At 57.4% G+C, this 15,437-nt stretch carries 16 protein-coding genes; 7 read left to right on the top strand and 9 right to left on the bottom strand.

Annotation, left to right across the window (positions count from 1 at the left end; genetic code table 11):
- From rseP to rpsB, 8 genes are all read right to left on the bottom strand, one after another.
- The coding region (gene rseP / locus B3M52_RS07505) for an RIP metalloprotease RseP (protein ID WP_286749354.1) at positions 1-730 on the bottom strand (730 nt) is incomplete at its 3' end.
- A 49-nt stretch (positions 731-779) separates the two neighbouring features.
- Complete coding sequence (gene ispC, locus B3M52_RS07500) at positions 780-1,973, bottom strand: 1-deoxy-D-xylulose-5-phosphate reductoisomerase (RefSeq protein ID WP_174447637.1); 1,194 nt, start codon at positions 1,971-1,973, stop codon at positions 780-782.
- A complete protein-coding gene (locus tag B3M52_RS07495) occupies positions 1,967-2,806 on the bottom strand; it encodes a phosphatidate cytidylyltransferase (RefSeq protein ID WP_075194517.1) in 840 nt (279 codons plus the stop codon). The genes ispC and B3M52_RS07495 overlap by 7 nt, the downstream gene beginning before the upstream one ends.
- Before the next feature lie 22 nt (positions 2,807-2,828).
- Entirely contained in the window at positions 2,829-3,599 is a 771-nt protein-coding gene (gene uppS / locus B3M52_RS07490) for a polyprenyl diphosphate synthase (protein ID WP_036206128.1), read from the bottom strand.
- Positions 3,600-3,674: 75 nt separating this feature from the next.
- Positions 3,675-4,232, bottom strand: a complete 558-nt coding sequence (gene frr / locus B3M52_RS07485) for a ribosome recycling factor (RefSeq protein WP_036206897.1) — start codon at positions 4,230-4,232, stop codon at positions 3,675-3,677.
- Between the two features lie 42 nt (positions 4,233-4,274).
- Positions 4,275-5,003 (bottom strand): UMP kinase, encoded by a 729-nt coding sequence (gene pyrH, locus B3M52_RS07480; RefSeq protein WP_007151790.1) that lies wholly within the window; start codon positions 5,001-5,003, stop codon positions 4,275-4,277.
- A 186-nt stretch (positions 5,004-5,189) separates the two neighbouring features.
- Positions 5,190-6,059 (bottom strand): translation elongation factor Ts, encoded by an 870-nt coding sequence (tsf, locus tag B3M52_RS07475; RefSeq protein ID WP_036206125.1) that lies wholly within the window; start codon positions 6,057-6,059, stop codon positions 5,190-5,192.
- Between the two features lie 90 nt (positions 6,060-6,149).
- Positions 6,150-6,902 (bottom strand): 30S ribosomal protein S2, encoded by a 753-nt coding sequence (gene rpsB, locus B3M52_RS07470; protein WP_036206122.1) that lies wholly within the window; start codon positions 6,900-6,902, stop codon positions 6,150-6,152.
- A gap of 285 nt (positions 6,903-7,187) precedes the next feature.
- On the opposite strand from rpsB, the gene map reads away from it, so the two are divergent.
- The 6 genes from map to dapE are packed head-to-tail and all read left to right on the top strand — an operon-like array spanning position 7,188 to position 14,325.
- Positions 7,188-7,958 carry a type I methionyl aminopeptidase gene (gene map, locus B3M52_RS07465; protein WP_041335145.1) on the top strand — a complete coding sequence of 257 codons (771 nt, stop codon included), beginning with the start codon at positions 7,188-7,190 and terminating at the stop codon, positions 7,956-7,958.
- Positions 7,959-10,604, top strand: a complete 2,646-nt coding sequence (locus tag B3M52_RS07460) for a [protein-PII] uridylyltransferase (protein WP_075194516.1) — start codon at positions 7,959-7,961, stop codon at positions 10,602-10,604. It abuts the gene before it with no gap.
- Positions 10,601-11,803, top strand: coding sequence for a succinyldiaminopimelate transaminase (dapC, locus tag B3M52_RS07455; protein WP_036206113.1), 1,203 nt, complete (start codon positions 10,601-10,603; stop codon positions 11,801-11,803). The genes B3M52_RS07460 and dapC overlap by 4 nt, the downstream gene beginning before the upstream one ends.
- Entirely contained in the window at positions 11,800-12,144 is a 345-nt protein-coding gene (locus B3M52_RS07450; RefSeq protein ID WP_036206111.1) for an ArsC family reductase, read from the top strand. The genes dapC and B3M52_RS07450 overlap by 4 nt, the downstream gene beginning before the upstream one ends.
- Positions 12,145-12,161: 17 nt before the next feature.
- Positions 12,162-13,190: a 2,3,4,5-tetrahydropyridine-2,6-dicarboxylate N-succinyltransferase gene (dapD, locus tag B3M52_RS07445; protein ID WP_075194515.1), complete on the top strand. Its 1,029-nt coding sequence runs from the start codon at positions 12,162-12,164 to the stop codon at positions 13,188-13,190.
- Positions 13,177-14,325 (top strand): succinyl-diaminopimelate desuccinylase, encoded by a 1,149-nt coding sequence (gene dapE / locus B3M52_RS07440; protein WP_075194514.1) that lies wholly within the window; start codon positions 13,177-13,179, stop codon positions 14,323-14,325. The genes dapD and dapE overlap by 14 nt, the downstream gene beginning before the upstream one ends.
- Here dapE and B3M52_RS07435 read toward each other — a convergent pair whose 3' ends face one another.
- Positions 14,326-14,544 (bottom strand): SlyX family protein, encoded by a 219-nt coding sequence (locus B3M52_RS07435; protein ID WP_075194513.1) that lies wholly within the window; start codon positions 14,542-14,544, stop codon positions 14,326-14,328.
- A 244-nt stretch (positions 14,545-14,788) separates the two neighbouring features.
- On the opposite strand from B3M52_RS07435, the gene B3M52_RS07430 reads away from it, so the two are divergent.
- Positions 14,789-15,370 carry a cold shock domain-containing protein gene (locus B3M52_RS07430; RefSeq protein ID WP_036206100.1) on the top strand — a complete coding sequence of 194 codons (582 nt, stop codon included), beginning with the start codon at positions 14,789-14,791 and terminating at the stop codon, positions 15,368-15,370.
- Positions 15,371-15,437 lie beyond the last annotated feature (67 nt).

Here is a 15,437-nt window from a genome sequence, read left to right as displayed (position 1 = left end):
CTCGGTCGCCGGATTTCAACCCGCCGGCCTCAGCCCGGCCACCCGGTGATATCTCCCCCAGCACTGCCGGTACGTCGGGCCGCCAGGGCGTCACACCAAACTCATTCAACGGGTTCGGCGTGTCCTTACTTAGACTCCAGCCATCCAGAGCTCCCCGCAGAGTCCCGCGGTTACCGTTCTGCGAGACATCGATGGTTACCTCACCAAACTCACCCGTGCGCTCAAGCAAGCGCATGTTCACGTCGCGCCAGGATGTCACACGACGGCCGTCGACCTGGTGGATTTCCATGCCGCTGGTGAGCCCGACCCGTTCCGCGACACTGCCCTGACTGACGTCGCCTACAATGGGCGCAACCGTGGTGAAACCAACCACGCTGAGCAGCCAGTAGGCAGCAATGGCAAACAGGAAATTCGCTATGGGCCCAGCGGCAGCAATAGCGATACGTTTCGATGGGGGCTTGGCATTGAACGCCTGATCCTTGAGCTCTTCGGGCACCGGCCCTTCCCGCTCATCCAGCATTTTCACGTAGCCACCGAGAGGGATCGCCGCAACCGCAAACTCGGTGCCCTGCCGGTCGTACCACGAAAACAGAGGCTTCCCGAAACCAACAGAAAACCGCAAAACCTTGACACCGCAGCGGCGAGCCACCCAAAAGTGACCAGCTTCATGGAGCGTCACCAGAATGCCCAGCGTGAGTATCAACGCCAATACGGTTTCAACGATCTGCATAATGCTCTCTGTTGGTGATGATAGAACCGCCTCTCAGGACTCGCATGGTTCAGACAGCCAGCGCCTGTATCTGTTCCCGTGCGACAGCCCTGCCCTCGGCATCCTTCGCGAAGATGGTATCGAAACTGTCTGCCGGTACAACCTCGGTGGCTGCCAACGTACGCTCTATGATAAGGGGGATATCCGCAAAACACAGGTTACCGGAAAGAAAGGCCGACACAGCCTCTTCGTTCGCAGCATTCATTACCGCTGGTGCCGTTCCACCCTCGTGGAACGCCTCCGCTGCTAACCTCAGGCACGGAAAGCGCTCCAGGTCCGGGCGCTCAAAGTGAAACTGCCCGATGCGAAACAGATCCAGCGGAGCAACACCGGCTTCAATTCTTTCGGGCCACGCGAGACCGTTAGCAATGGGTGTGCGCATGTCGGGACTACCAAGCTGCGCCAGAACGGACCCATCGGCGTACTCAACCATCGAATGAATGATGCTCTCCGGGTGGACATGCACTTCAATCATTTCCGGCGTGGTATTGAACAGCCAGCATGCTTCTATCAGCTCCAGCCCCTTGTTCATCAAGGTCGCGGAATCGACTGAGATCTTCTGCCCCATCGACCAGTTGGGGTGATTGCAGGCCTCGGCAGGCAGCACATTGCGCAGGGATTCGGCCGAGTGAGTTCGAAACGGCCCACCGGAGGCAGTAAGCAGAATGCGAGTAATACCCGCACCACGGGTATCCCGGATCTTGTCCGGCGGCATACATTGGAAGATGGCGTTATGTTCACTGTCGATCGGCAGAACGTCTGCACCCGACGCCAGAACGGCATCCATAAACAGCTTGCCCGACATAACCAGTGCTTCCTTGTTGGCAAGCAAAACGCGCTTACCCGCCCTCACTGCAGCAAGCGTAGGCGGTAATCCCACGGCTCCAACGATCGCCGCCATAACCGTATCGGAATCATCATCGCCCGCAACCTGGCATAACGCTTCCGAGCCGCCGAGAACCAGGACGGCAGGCAAATCACTTAACGCACGGGACAACGCTTCAGCCGCATTTTCATCGGCCATGACGGCATACCTCGGACGAAACTCATGGCAGAGTTCCACCATGCTGTCGACACTGGTACTGGCGGTTAGCGCTGAAACCGAAAACCGGTCCGGGTGGCGACGAATCACATCGAGTGTACTCAGGCCAATGGAGCCCGTCGCACCAAGTATCGAAACACGACGTTTCACAATAGTCACCATTGCCCCGTCGTCAACCAACCCATCAGCGTGATGATCAGGGCGAACACCGGGATGGCAGCCGTCAGGCTGTCGATTCTGTCCATGATACCGCCATGGCCCGGCAATAGCTGACTGCTATCCTTAATACCCCTGAAACGTTTCAGCATGCTTTCCAGCAGATCGCCAAGCACGGAAACGGCACCGGTAATCAGGCTGGCAACAACCAGAAGCAGCAACTGCATGGTGGTGGCTGAGGCCAGCACACTGATCACAATTGCGAAGATCGCGACCGCCACCAGACCACCCCAGACACCCGCCCAGGATTTTCCCGGACTGACCCTGGGTGCAAGCTTCGCTTTGCCAAACGCACGGCCGGCAAAATAGGCGCCGATATCCGCGACCCAGACCACGCAGAAAACATAAAGAATCAGTAGGAGGTTATTGGCACTGTCGCCGAACTGAAAGCCGCCAGTGCGAAGATGGTTAAGCCCTACCCACGCGGGAACCAGCACCAACAGGCCCATCAGGGCACGGGCAGGCACGCCGCCCCAGCGCTCTGAACCGCCGGGGTAGTTTCTTACCAGCAGGAAACTCAGTACCCACCAGAACAATGCCAGCCAAAGCACCGCAACTGCCGGAACGTTCAGCAGTCCGTACAGCACCGCCGCGACCACAAGGGCATATACAACACGGGCCGCGGGCGCAGTCAGGCCGGACATGTTGGCCCACTCCCAGGCACCAACGGTAATAATGGCCCCGGTAAACAGGGCGAACCCCAGGGGCGGCAGGAAGAAAATTCCGCCAATCGCGATGGGGGCCAGGATAAGCGCGGTAATAATACGGGTTTTAAGCACGATATCGTTCGCTATCTTGTCGTTATTGTTCTGACGAAACGCTGGCTATCTGGTCGTCTGTCTGACCAAAACGGCGTTTCCGACCCGCATATGCCTGCAACGCCTGCCCCATTTCCTGCGCCTGGAAATCGGGCCAGTAAACGGGAGAAAAATACAGTTCGGTATAGGCCAGGTGCCAGAGCATGAAGTTGCTGATGCGTTGCTCGCCAGCCGTACGAATCATCAGGTCCGGCATGGGCAAGTCACCAATAGACAGATGTTGCTGAATAAGGTCATCGGTGATGTCGGAGGGCGCCAGCTCTCCAGAACGGACCTTCTCAGCCACTTTACGACTGGCTTGGGTGATATCCCAATGCCCGCCATAATTAGCGGCGATAACCAGCGTCATCCGGGTATTGTCGCGAGTAAGCGCCTCGGCGCGCTCCATATGTTCCTGCAGGTTTGTACTAAACGCGGAGCGATCGCCGATAATGCGCAGGCAGATGTCGTTGCGGTGCAACTTTTTGACTTCCCGCTCCAACGCAAACAGGAACAGGCGCATCAGGGCCGACACTTCATCCTCGGGACGGCGCCAGTTCTCGCTGGAAAACGCAAACAGGGTAAGTACCTCCACCCCTTCCCGGGCACAGGTTTCAACCACTGATCTCACTGCTTTTACGCCGGCCTTGTGGCCGGCGACACCTTTCAGTCGCCGGGCTTTTGCCCAGCGATTGTTACCATCCATGATAATGGCCACATGCCGGGGCCGGCTACCAGCCGAAACCGGAATCTCTGCGGATACACTTTCCGTCATGCAATCCCCTGTTCAGCCGATACCGGACAACTGCAATGGCACCGGCTGATCATTGTGCTGAATTGGACCGGCTGATCAGACAGCCATCAGGTCCTCTTCCTTGGCCTTGAGCTGCTTCTCGATCTCAGCGATATAACGGTCGGTCAACTTCTGGATCTCTTCCTCACCGAAGCGCTCTTCGTCTTCATTGATGTCTTTTTCCTTCAGCAGCTCCTTCAGCGTGCTGTTGGCATCACGACGCGCGTTGCGGACGGAAACCTTGCCGTGCTCCGCATCAGCCCTGGCCTGCTTGACCATTTCCTTACGGGTTTCCTCGGTCAGCATCGGCATGGGAATTCGAATAACCTCACCGTTGTTGGAAGGGTTCAGACCCAGATCCGACATCATGATCGCTTTTTCGATCTTCGGTAACAGCGGCTTTTCCCAGGGCGACACAGCCAACGTACGGTTATCCTCAACGTTCACGCTCGCCACCTGCTTGAGCGGTGTCTCCTGGCCGTAGTAATCCACGGTTACGCTGTCCAGGATGGACGGATGTGCTCTCCCGGTACGGATCTTGTTGAAAGCCCAGCTCAGGGATTCAAGGCTTTTCTTCATCTTCTTTTCAGCATCAGCTTTAATATCGTCAATCACTGCAGCGTCCTCGGATTCGTTGTACAAAATGTCTCAATCAGATTATTCAATCAGTGTGCCTTCCGACTCTCCGGTCACGATACGGGTCAGCGCGCCAGAGCGGTTCATGTCGAAGACCCGGAGAGGCATGCCATGATCTCGCGCAAGGCATATAGCGGTCAGATCCATCACGCCCAGCTTTTTGTCCAGCACTTCGTCATAGGTGAGACGATCGTATTTTTCCGCAGTCGGATCCTTGTAGGGATCGGCGGAATAAACGCCATCAACCTTGGTTGCCTTCAGCACGGCATCCGCTTCAATTTCGATTCCCCGCAAGCAAGCGGCTGAGTCGGTCGTAAAGAACGGGTTACCGGTGCCTGCACAGAAAATCACCACATCGCCGTCTTTCAGGTCGCGTACCGCCCGGCGGCGATCATAATGCTCAACAATACCACTCATAGGGATGGCGGACATAACCCGGGTACGGATATTGGATCGCTCCAGGGCGTCACGCATAGCCAGTCCATTCATGACCGTTGCCAGCATGCCCATATGGTCGCCGGTCACCCTGTCCATGCCAGCGGCGTTCAACGCCGCACCGCGAAACAGATTGCCGCCGCCAACGACCAGGCCTACCTGAACACCAATGCCAATGAGCGAACCAATATCCAATGCCATCCGATCAAGCACTTTTGGATCAATGCCAAAATCGTGCTCGCCCATCAAGGCTTCACCACTGAGTTTGAGCAGGACGCGTTTGTATCTGGGCTGGGTATTGGACGACTTCGGCATGAGGATCCCCTTCTATGTGTCTGGCTTGGTGCCTGGCAGGACAAGCTTCTCAGGCTTGTATCTGACATACTCCTCAATAAAAAGGGGTATCTCAGATACAAGCCCGCCACGAGAACCGGAAAATTCCGGCTAACGTGGCAGACTTGGAAGGTGCCCCGGACATCGCCCTGGCACCTGTCAGAAGGATCAGGACTTGCCGGTACCTGCCGCAGCAGCGACCTCTGCCGCAAAATCCACTTCTTCCTTCTCGATACCTTCACCGACTTCCAGGCGAACAAAGCTAACCAGCTCACCGCCGTTGTCCTTAATCAGCTGACCCACGCTTTGGTCAGGATTCTTGACGAACGGCTGCTCGACCAGGCTGTTCTCCGCCAGGAATTTCTTGATCCGGCCACCCATCATCTTTTCGACGATTTCAGCAGGCTTGCCTTCCATATCAGGCTGGGCCTTGATGACCGCTTTTTCTTTCTCAAGCTCGTCGGCCGGCATGTCTTCCGGCTTGCCAACCCGCGGGTTAACAGCGGCAACGTGCATGGCAACGTCCCGAGCAACTTCAGCGCTGCCTGCGGTGAGGGCCACAACAGACGCAATCTTGTTGGTGCTGTGAACGTAAGCACCCACAACCGGGCCTTCCACCCGTACGATACGACGAACGGTGATGTTCTCGCCGATCTTCTGAACCAGCGCTTCACGCTTGGCTTCCAGATCGCCTTCCATCAGTTCGGCAACGTCTGTTCTGCTGTTCTCAAACGCAACATTCAGAACGTCGTTGGCGAAATTCATGAAGTTGTCATCACGAGCAACAAAATCAGTCTCGGAGTTCACTTCCAGGATGTAAGCGACAGTGTTGTCGTCAGACACCTTGATCAGGGAAACACCTTCAGCAGCGGTACGACCCGCCTTCTTGGCAGCCTTCAGGCCGGAAGACTTACGCAGCTCTTCAATTGCGGCATCAACGCTTCCGCCAGCTTCCACCAATGCCTTTTTGCATTCCATCATGCCAAGGCCGGTGCGCTCACGAAGCTCTTTGACCATTGCAGCAGTAATTGCAGCCATGTTCATTCCTCTTAACTGTTCCGAATTCTGGACCGGTGTGCCCGGAGGTAAACTACGGGCACACCCTACAACCTGTTCGCGAAGGAACTATTACTCCGCAGCGGGAGCAGCACCTTCCGCGTCTTCGCTGACTTCTACAAACTCGTCAGCGCCGGCACCGGCAGACTGGGCCGCTTCGATGCAGGTTTCAGCAACGGCCTGCACGTAAATCTGGATCGCGCGGATGGCATCGTCGTTGCCCGGAATCACGTAATCAACGCCGTCAGGGTCGCTGTTGGTATCAACAACGCCGATCACAGGAATGCCCAGCTTGTTGGCTTCCTTGATGGCGATACGCTCGTGGTCAACATCGATCACGAACATGGCGTCCGGCAGGCCACCCATGTCCTTGATACCGCCGATTGAACGCTCAAGACGGTCCATTTCGCGGGTACGATCCAGAGCTTCTTTCTTGGTCAGCTTGTCGAACGTACCGTCCTGGCTCTGTGCTTCCAGGTCGCGATAGCGACGGATTGACTGGCGAATGGTCTTGTAGTTGGTCAGCATGCCGCCCAACCAGCGATGGTTCACGTATGGCTGACTGGAGCGCAGTGCTTCTTCCTTGATGATCTTGGCCGCCGCACGCTTGGTGCCAACGAACAGGATCTTGTTCTTGTTGCCCGCGAGGTTATGAACGAAGTTCAACGCATCGTTCATGGCAGGAACAGTCTGCTCAAGGTTGATGATATGAATCTTGTTGCGAGCGCCGAAGATGAACTTCGACATTTTCGGGTTCCAGTAACGAGTCTGGTGACCGAAGTGGGCGCCTGCTTTCAGCAGGTCACGCATATTTACCTGAGCCATGATATTTACCTTTTTAGCTTCGGGTTAGTCCTCCACACGTCCGATTGCCCCAACCTGGCTCCGTCGCCTTTATATAGAGACAACATGAGCAGGCACCCTGGGACAACGTGCCGACGTGTGTGCGAATTTGCCGGATTTGTTTCCAGCGGGCGCGTTTATACCATAAATCGCCCGCCGGATTCCATTAATTTGTGTCCCGTAAAGCACGGCAAAACCGCCTCTTCCTTGTACCGGGCAACACTCCCCCTTAAAATGCGTGTTTGATCCAAATCAACGGGAACCCCAATGCAGGTATCGATCAAGACTCCGGAAGAAATCGAGAAGATGCGTGTCGCTGGCCGCCTGGCGGCCGAAGTTCTTGAGATGATTGGCGAACACGTCAAACCGGGCGTAACAACCGAGAAGCTCGACAGTATTTGCCACGCTTATATGGTGGACGAGCAAAAGACCATTCCGGCGCCGCTGAACTACAAGGGTTTCCCGAAATCGGTATGCACCTCAGTGAATCATGTGGTCTGCCACGGCATCCCGAACGAGAAAAAGGTGCTGAAGGACGGTGACATCGTCAATATCGACGTCACGGTAATCAAAGACGGATGGCACGGTGATACCAGCAAGATGTTCATCGTCGGCAAGCCCAAGCCCGGCAGCGAACGCCTGATCCAGATCACCCAGGAGTGTCTGTATAAAGGTATTGAACTGGTGAAGCCTGGCGCCCGGCTGGGCGACATTGGTCACGTGATCCAGCAGCATGCTGAGAAGCATCGCTATTCTGTGGTCCGGGACTATTGCGGCCACGGCATTGGAAAGGTGTTTCACGAAGACCCTCAGGTGATGCACTACGGCAAGCCCGGCACCGGGATGGAGCTGCAGGAAGGCATGACCTTTACCATCGAACCGATGATTAACCAGGGAAAGTACCACACCAAGCTGCTGCCGGATGGCTGGACCGTGGTGACCAAGGATCATAAGCTCTCCGCGCAATGGGAGCACACTATCCTGGTGACGTCGGACGGCTACGAAGTACTGACCAAGCGCACGGAAGAGTCATTCTAGGTGGACCTCAGCGAACTGGAATCCAGGATAAGCAACGACATCTCACCTGTTGTAGCAGCCCGGGAGCTGTTGAAGGAACGCTACAACGCAGACGCAGAAGCGTTCCGGCAGGGAGCTGATGTTCGCGCACTGGTCCATTCCCGGTCCGGAACCCTGGATACCGTTCTTGTCCTGATCTGGAACCGCTACGCCTTTGCCGCCTCTGCCGATATCTCTCTCGTTGCAGTCGGCGGCTATGGCCGGGGAGAGCTTCACCCTCACTCCGATATTGATCTGTTGATCCTCACCCGGAGCGGTATAGAAGAGAACTGGCAGGAAGACCTTGGCGCCTTCATAACACTCCTGTGGGACCTGAAGCTGGATATCGGCCACAGCGTCCGCAGCATTCAGGAAAGCATGGATGCCGCCAGAGAAGACGTCACGATTCTCACCAACCTGTTGGAAACCCGCACCATCGCCGGCCCGGATGACTTACGCGACGAACTCAGTCATCAGGTTTATTCAGACGCCATCAGCTCTGACCGCGATTACTTCATCGCCAAACGGGAAGAGCAAAAGCAGCGCCACGCGAAATACGGGGACACGGAGTACAACCTTGAGCCCAATGTAAAAGGCTCTCCAGGCGCGCTGCGGGATATACAGACCATCGGCTGGATTACCAAGCGACACTTCGGCCTGCAGAATATCGCGGATCTGACACGCTTCAGCATCCTGACCGAAGAAGAGCACCGGATACTATTGCAGGGCGAAACCTTCCTGTGGCGACTTCGCTTCGGCCTGCAGCTGATTGCCGACCGCAACGAGAATCGCCTCCTGTTTGACCATCAACGGGCACTCGCCCAGATGTTGGGTTACAAGGATGAGGGCAAGCGGCTGGGCGTCGAGTTGATGATGCAGTCCTACTACCGCACCGTGCTGGCCCTGGCGGAGCTGACCGACGTTATTCTTCAGTACTACGACGAGGCCATCCTCGGCGCCGGAAGTGACGACGACATCCTGCCCCTGAACAAGCGCTTCCAGATTCGCAACTACTACATTGAAGCCGTCAACAATCAGGTCTTCGCCTACGCGCCCTATGCCATCATGGAAATATTCGTTCTGATGGCGCAGCATCCGGAGATCAAGGGCATCCGCGCCACCACCATCCGCTCACTGCGGGCGCACCGCCACCTGATTGATGACGCTTTCCGCTCGGATCTGGCCGTTACATCCCTGTTCATGGAACTGCTGCGGACGCCCCACGCCCTCGACCAGACCCTGTCGGCTATGAAGAAATACAACGTGCTGGGCCGCTACCTCCCCGAATTTGGCCAGATCATCGGCCAGATGCAGCACGACCTGTTCCACATCTACACCGTGGACGCCCACACCATGCGGGTGATCCGCAACATGGTGCGGCTGGACAGCGCCGACGCCCGCAATGAATACCCGTTGGCATCCCGACTGATTCACAGGCTACCAAAACTCGAAACCCTGTATATTGCGGGCCTCTATCATGATGTGGCCAAAGGCCGGGGTGGCGATCACTCAGAGCTGGGCGCAATTGATGTCGAGAGCTTCTGCGAACGCCATCACCTCAGCGAGCGGGACACCCAACTGGCCTCCTGGCTGGTGGAAAATCATTTGCTGATGTCGATGACCGCCCAGCGCAAGGACATCTCCGACCCGGACATCATTCACGGCTTTGCCCGCGCCGTGCCCAGCCAGGTGCACCTGGACTACCTTTACGTGCTGACGGTGTGCGATATCAGCGCCACCAACCCAAAGCTTTGGAACACCTGGCGCGCCTCGCTGTTGCGTCAGCTTTACATCGAGACCAAGCGGGCACTCAGACGCGGCTCGGAAACGCCGGTAGACCGTCAGGAATGGGTGCGCGCCACTCAGTCCGAGGCACGGGAGATTCTCCACGCCCAGAATATGACGGACGAACAGATCGACGGAATCTGGGAAACTCTGGACGAAGACTACTTCCTGCAGGATTCCACGGTAGACATTGCCTGGCAGACCGCTGCCATCATCCGCCATGGCGATGATCCCGACCCGCTGGTGCTGATTCGTGACACCCGGGGCGGCCCTACTGACGGCTACTCCCAGATCATCATTTATATGAGTGACCGTATTGACCTGTTCGCGGCCACCACGGCGGTGCTGGAACAACTTAACCTCAACATCGTCGATGCTCGCATCAGCTCAAGCGAAGGCCCCTTCTCCATCAGTTCCTACATTGTTCTGGACGAGAAAGGCAAACCCCTGGGCATTGACCCGGCCCGCAAGGATCGGGTTCGCATGCGCCTGATTGAGGAACTGGATGACCCGGAAGATTACCCTGACATCATCCACCGCCGCACTCCCAGACAGCTGAAGCACTTTGCCTTCCCCACGGAAGTGACCTTCTCCAATGACACCATCAACCAGCGCACGGTGATGGAAGTGATCACACCGGACCGCCCGGGGTTGCTGGCCCGCGTTGGACAGGTATTGTTGGAGCATCGCGTGCGGCTAACCAACGCCAAGATTGCGACGCTGGGTGAACGGGTGGAAGACGTATTCTTTGTAACCGACGAGCACGGCGAGCAGATCAGCGACCCCGCAGTCTGCCAGGCCCTGCAGCAGGATCTTTGCCAAATGCTGGATGACACCCAATGAACCCCGACCTGGACAGGCTACACCCCTACCCGTTCGAGAAATTGACCAAACTCAAGTCCGGCATCAGCGTTCCCAAGGACCTGACGTCGATTTCCCTGGGCATTGGTGAGCCCAAGCATCCGTCTCCGGAATTCGTCAAACAGGTGATCTCGGATAATCTGGACAAACTCGCCAATTACCCTACAACGAAAGGCACCGACGAACTGCGTCAGGCCATCGCGCGCTGGGCCACCCGCCGCTTTGAACTGACACCCGGATCACTGACGCCTGAGCACCATATCGTTCCGGTGAATGGCACTCGCGAAGGCATCTTCTCGCTGGTGCAATCGGTGGTGGAATCCAGCCAGAGCGCCACCGTGGTCAGCCCCAACCCGTTTTACCAGGTCTACGAAGGCGCTGCGTTCCTCGCCGGCGCAACGCCCCATTACCTTGCCTGCGACGCAGACAGCCATTTTATACCGGACTTTGACAAGGTTCCGAAATCCGTATGGAAAGACTGCCAGGTGCTGTTCCTGTGCTCACCGGGCAACCCCAGCGGTTCGGTGATTCCCCGGGAGACATTGGCGCGGGTCATCGAACTGGCGGACGAGCATGACTTCATCGTCGCGTCCGATGAATGCTATTCCGAGCTCTACCCGGACGAACGTCAGCCGCCGGAAGGATTACTGCAAACCTGTGCCGCTATTGGCCGCAACGATTTCGCCCGCTGCGTCGTGTTCCACAGCCTGTCGAAGCGGAGCAACTTGCCGGGCCTGCGGTCCGGTTTCGTGGCCGGCGATGCCGATATCCTCAAAGGCTATCTCAAATACCGCACCTACCATGGCTGCGCCATGCCCATACACAACCAGCTGGCGAGCATTGCCGCCTGGAGCGATGAAGACCACGTGCGGGAGAACCGGGCGGCCTACCGCGCCAAGTTTGAGGCGGTGGTACCCATCCTGCGGGAAGTGATGAACGTGGACTTTCCCGATGCCGGGTTCTACCTCTGGCCGGAAACCCCGATGGACGACGAAACGTTCGCGCGGGAACTGTCGGCCCAGCAGAATGTGCACGTGCTCCCCGGGCGCTACCTCTCTCGCACTGTCGATGGCCATAATCCTGGCAAAAACCGGGTAAGAATGGCCCTGGTGGCGCCGGTTGAAGAATGCGTGGAAGCGGCCAAACGCATTGTGACTTTTGTAAAGGCAAACAGGACATGAAACTCTACGGCATCCGAAATTGCGACACCGTCAAGAAAGCCCGAAAATGGCTGGACGACGCCGGCATCGACTACGAATTCCACGACTTCAAGAAGGACGGGCTGGACACTGACCGGCTCAGCCAATGGGAGCAGGCGGCCGGCTGGGAGGTGTTACTGAACCGTCGCGGCACCACGTGGCGCAAACTTCCGGACGAGGTTCGTGATAATATTAGCGCCCAATCCGCCCACGACCTGATGCTCGACAATCCGTCCATCATCAAGCGGCCCGTGGTTGAGCACGGCAACACGGTCAGCGTCGGCTTTAGTGCCGATGAGTGGGCCGAACGATTCAAACACTGAGAACCAGGAGCACATCAATGAGTTTTGCATTCGGAATTGGTATCGGCACCCAGAACAATCAGGGCGAGTGGCTGGAAGTGTTTTACCAGCAGCCGGTCATCACCCCCGATAACGGCCTCATCGAAGTGGCTCAAAACGTTCTGGATTACCAGGGAGGCAATCAGGCGGTATCGGTGACGCCCGATCAGCTCAAGGCGCTCTCGGACGGATTACGACAGCTGGGCCAGATGGAACAATCCGCCCTGGCGGGCAAAGCTGCCGAGAGCCGGCGCCCGGTCGTGGTGACCCTACTGGACACCGACGACACTGCCTCCAGCACGCCAGAGGTCTACCTCAAGCTACACCTGATCTCCAGCCGCCAGGCCAGACCCCATGAGCTGAAACTGGACGGCATTTTCGGCCTGCTACCAAACCTGGCCTGGACCAGCGAAGGCGCCATCGACCTGAACGAACTGCCAGAGCGCCAGCTCAAGGCGCGCCTCGAAGGCCGCACCCTGGAAGTGAAGTCCGTCGACAAGTTCCCACAGATGACGGATTACGTGGTACCAAAAGGCGTGCGCATCGCCGACACTGCCCGTGTTCGCCTGGGCGCCTATGTGGGTGAAGGCACCACCGTGATGCATGAAGGCTTTATCAACTTCAATGCCGGCACCGAAGGCACCAGCATGATCGAAGGCCGCATCTCCGCCGGCGTGATGATCGGCCAGGGCTCGGACCTCGGCGGCGGCTGCTCCACCATGGGCACCCTGTCTGGCGGTGGCAACATCATCATTTCCGTTGGTGAGAACTGCCTGATCGGCGCCAATGCCGGAATCGGCATTCCCCTGGGTGACCGCTGCAAAGTCGAAGCGGGCCTGTACCTTACCGCCGGCACCAAGGTAGCCCTGCTGGACGACAACAACGAACTGGTTGAAGTCATCAAGGCACGGGATTTGGCCAACAAGCCGGATCTTCTGTTCCGCCGTAACAGCCAGACTGGCGCGGTTGAATGCAAGACCAACAAGTCCGCCATCGAGCTGAACGAAGAACTGCATGCAAACAACTAATTCCGCAGAGCTTTCCCCGACCCTCAAGCTCGCCGTTGACCTGATCCGCCGGCCATCCGTTACCCCGGACGACGCCGGCTGTCAGGAACTGATGATGTCGCGGCTCTCTGCCCTTGGCTTCAAGGGCGAGGCCCTGCGCTTTGGCGAAACCGACAACCTTTGGGCCCGCAAGGGTTCGGAAGGCCCCCTGCTGGCGTTTGCAGGCCATACAGATGTTGTGCCCACCGGTCCGGAGAAAAACTGGCGTCATCCGCCGTTCGAGGCGGTGATTGACGATGGCTTTCTTCATGGCCGGGGCGCAGCTGACATGAAAGGCAGCCTGGCGGCCTTTGTCACAGCCTGCGAGCGGTTTGTGACAAACCATCCCGATCATCGGGGCTCTATTGCCTTGCTGATCACCAGTGACGAGGAAGGTCCGGCCCAGGACGGCACCGTGAAAGTGGTGGAAACCCTGGAAGCCCGGAATGAAAAAATCGACTGGTGCCTGATTGGTGAACCGTCCAGCACCCGTGAGGTGGGCGATGTCATCAAGAACGGCCGCCGGGGCTCGCTCCATGGCTATCTCACAGTACAGGGCACACAGGGGCACGTGGCCTACCCGCACCTGGCGGAAAACCCGGTTCATACCGTTGCCCCGGCTCTGGACGCCCTCGCGAAGGAATTCTGGGACAGTGGCAATGATTTCTTCCCGCCAACCACCTTCCAGATCACCAGGATCGAAGCTGGCACCGGGAGCAACATCATCCCCGGCGAGTGCCTGGTTCACTTCAATTTCCGCTACTGCACGGAAAACACAGCGGAAAGCCTGGAAGAAAGAGTGGTTGCCATTCTCGACCGCCACGAGTTGAAGTATGACCTGCAATGGCATCTGAGCGGCCGGCCATTCCTGACCGATAGTGGATCGTTGGTTTCGGCGGCACAAAGTGCCATCCGCTCCGTTACCGGCAGGGAAACCGAGCTGTCTACCTCGGGCGGTACGTCGGATGGACGCTTTATCGCTCCGACCGGCGCCCAGGTTCTGGAACTTGGCCCCATCAACGCCACCATCCACAAAGTCAATGAGTGCGTGAAAGCCGCAGACCTGGACACCCTGTCAGAGATTTACGAGCAGGTACTTGTGGAACTGCTGGCCTGATCAGTAGTGGGGAGGAGGCGTTTCGTCCTCCTCCTTTCTGATGTTCGATGACGACACTTCCTTGAGCTGAGTGTTCAGCTGCTTCTTCGCCTCCCAGAGTTCCCGGATATCCAGCTCCTGACGGGCCACCTGCTCGCTCAGGATATGAATGATGTCGTCCTGGAATGCCAGACGCGTTTCCAGTTCGTCCAGCCGGGCTTGCAGATCTTTGTCGCTCATAAGGTTTTTGGTTCTCCGGGAAGGATTCCCATCAAGGTATTGTGTGATCAATTTGGTGTCGGCGGACACGCCGCTTGGTCAGCGCTCCCCGTTATCTGGTATCATCCCGCTTTTGCCCGCCGGGGAACCTGCAAGACCCGTTTATGTCCTGCTGGCCCCAGCGGTTTTCACCGCCGGAGACCCGATTTTACCCGATATCCGGCTCTTTATCGTTAGCGTTAGATGAATGGAGAAACTTCAGTCCATGCAAAACCCAGCAAAAGCGATCGTCCTTGCTCTCCTGGTCGCGATTCCGTCACCTTTTATCCTCGGTTTTCTGTTGGTGACTTTCACCCCGGAACTCTTCCAGATTCTGTCTCAGGCCGGCACTAGCGAGGAAGCAACCAGTACCACGTTTGTATTGGGCAGCGCCCAGGGCATCGCAGCCTATATTATTGCGGTTGTCCTTTTCGGCCTGGCAGGCTTCGTTACCGTCGCTCTGGCAGCCAAGAAACCCTCAGCCGTGAAGCAGCAAGCGCCTCGCGCCAGCACGGCACCTCGCCAGCCGGCCCCGCGCAAGCAGCAATCCCAACCGGATTACGAGGATGACGATGACTACGACGACAGCACCCCTGAAGGCAATGAGGAAGGCACCGTCAAGTGGTTCAACGTCAAGAAAGGCTTCGGGTTTATCGTTCGCGATAGCGGCGATGAAGTCTTTGTACACTTCCGCGCCATTCGTGGCCGTGGCCGCCGGGTATTGCGCCAGGGCCAACTGGTCCGGTTCAGCGTTGTCGAAGCGGACAAGGGCCTTCAGGCGGACAACGTGTCCATTCTGAGCGACTGATCCACGAGAACGTGCATCACAAAAAAGGGGGCAGCCAACCGGCTGCCCCCTTTTTTATTGCTGTGAA

Source organism: Marinobacter sp. UBA2688 (genome assembly GCF_002352785.1).
GTDB lineage: Bacteria > Pseudomonadota > Gammaproteobacteria > Pseudomonadales > Oleiphilaceae > Marinobacter > Marinobacter salarius.
Note: the sequence above shows the minus strand (reverse complement) of the source record. Positions and strands in the feature narration are given on the sequence as shown.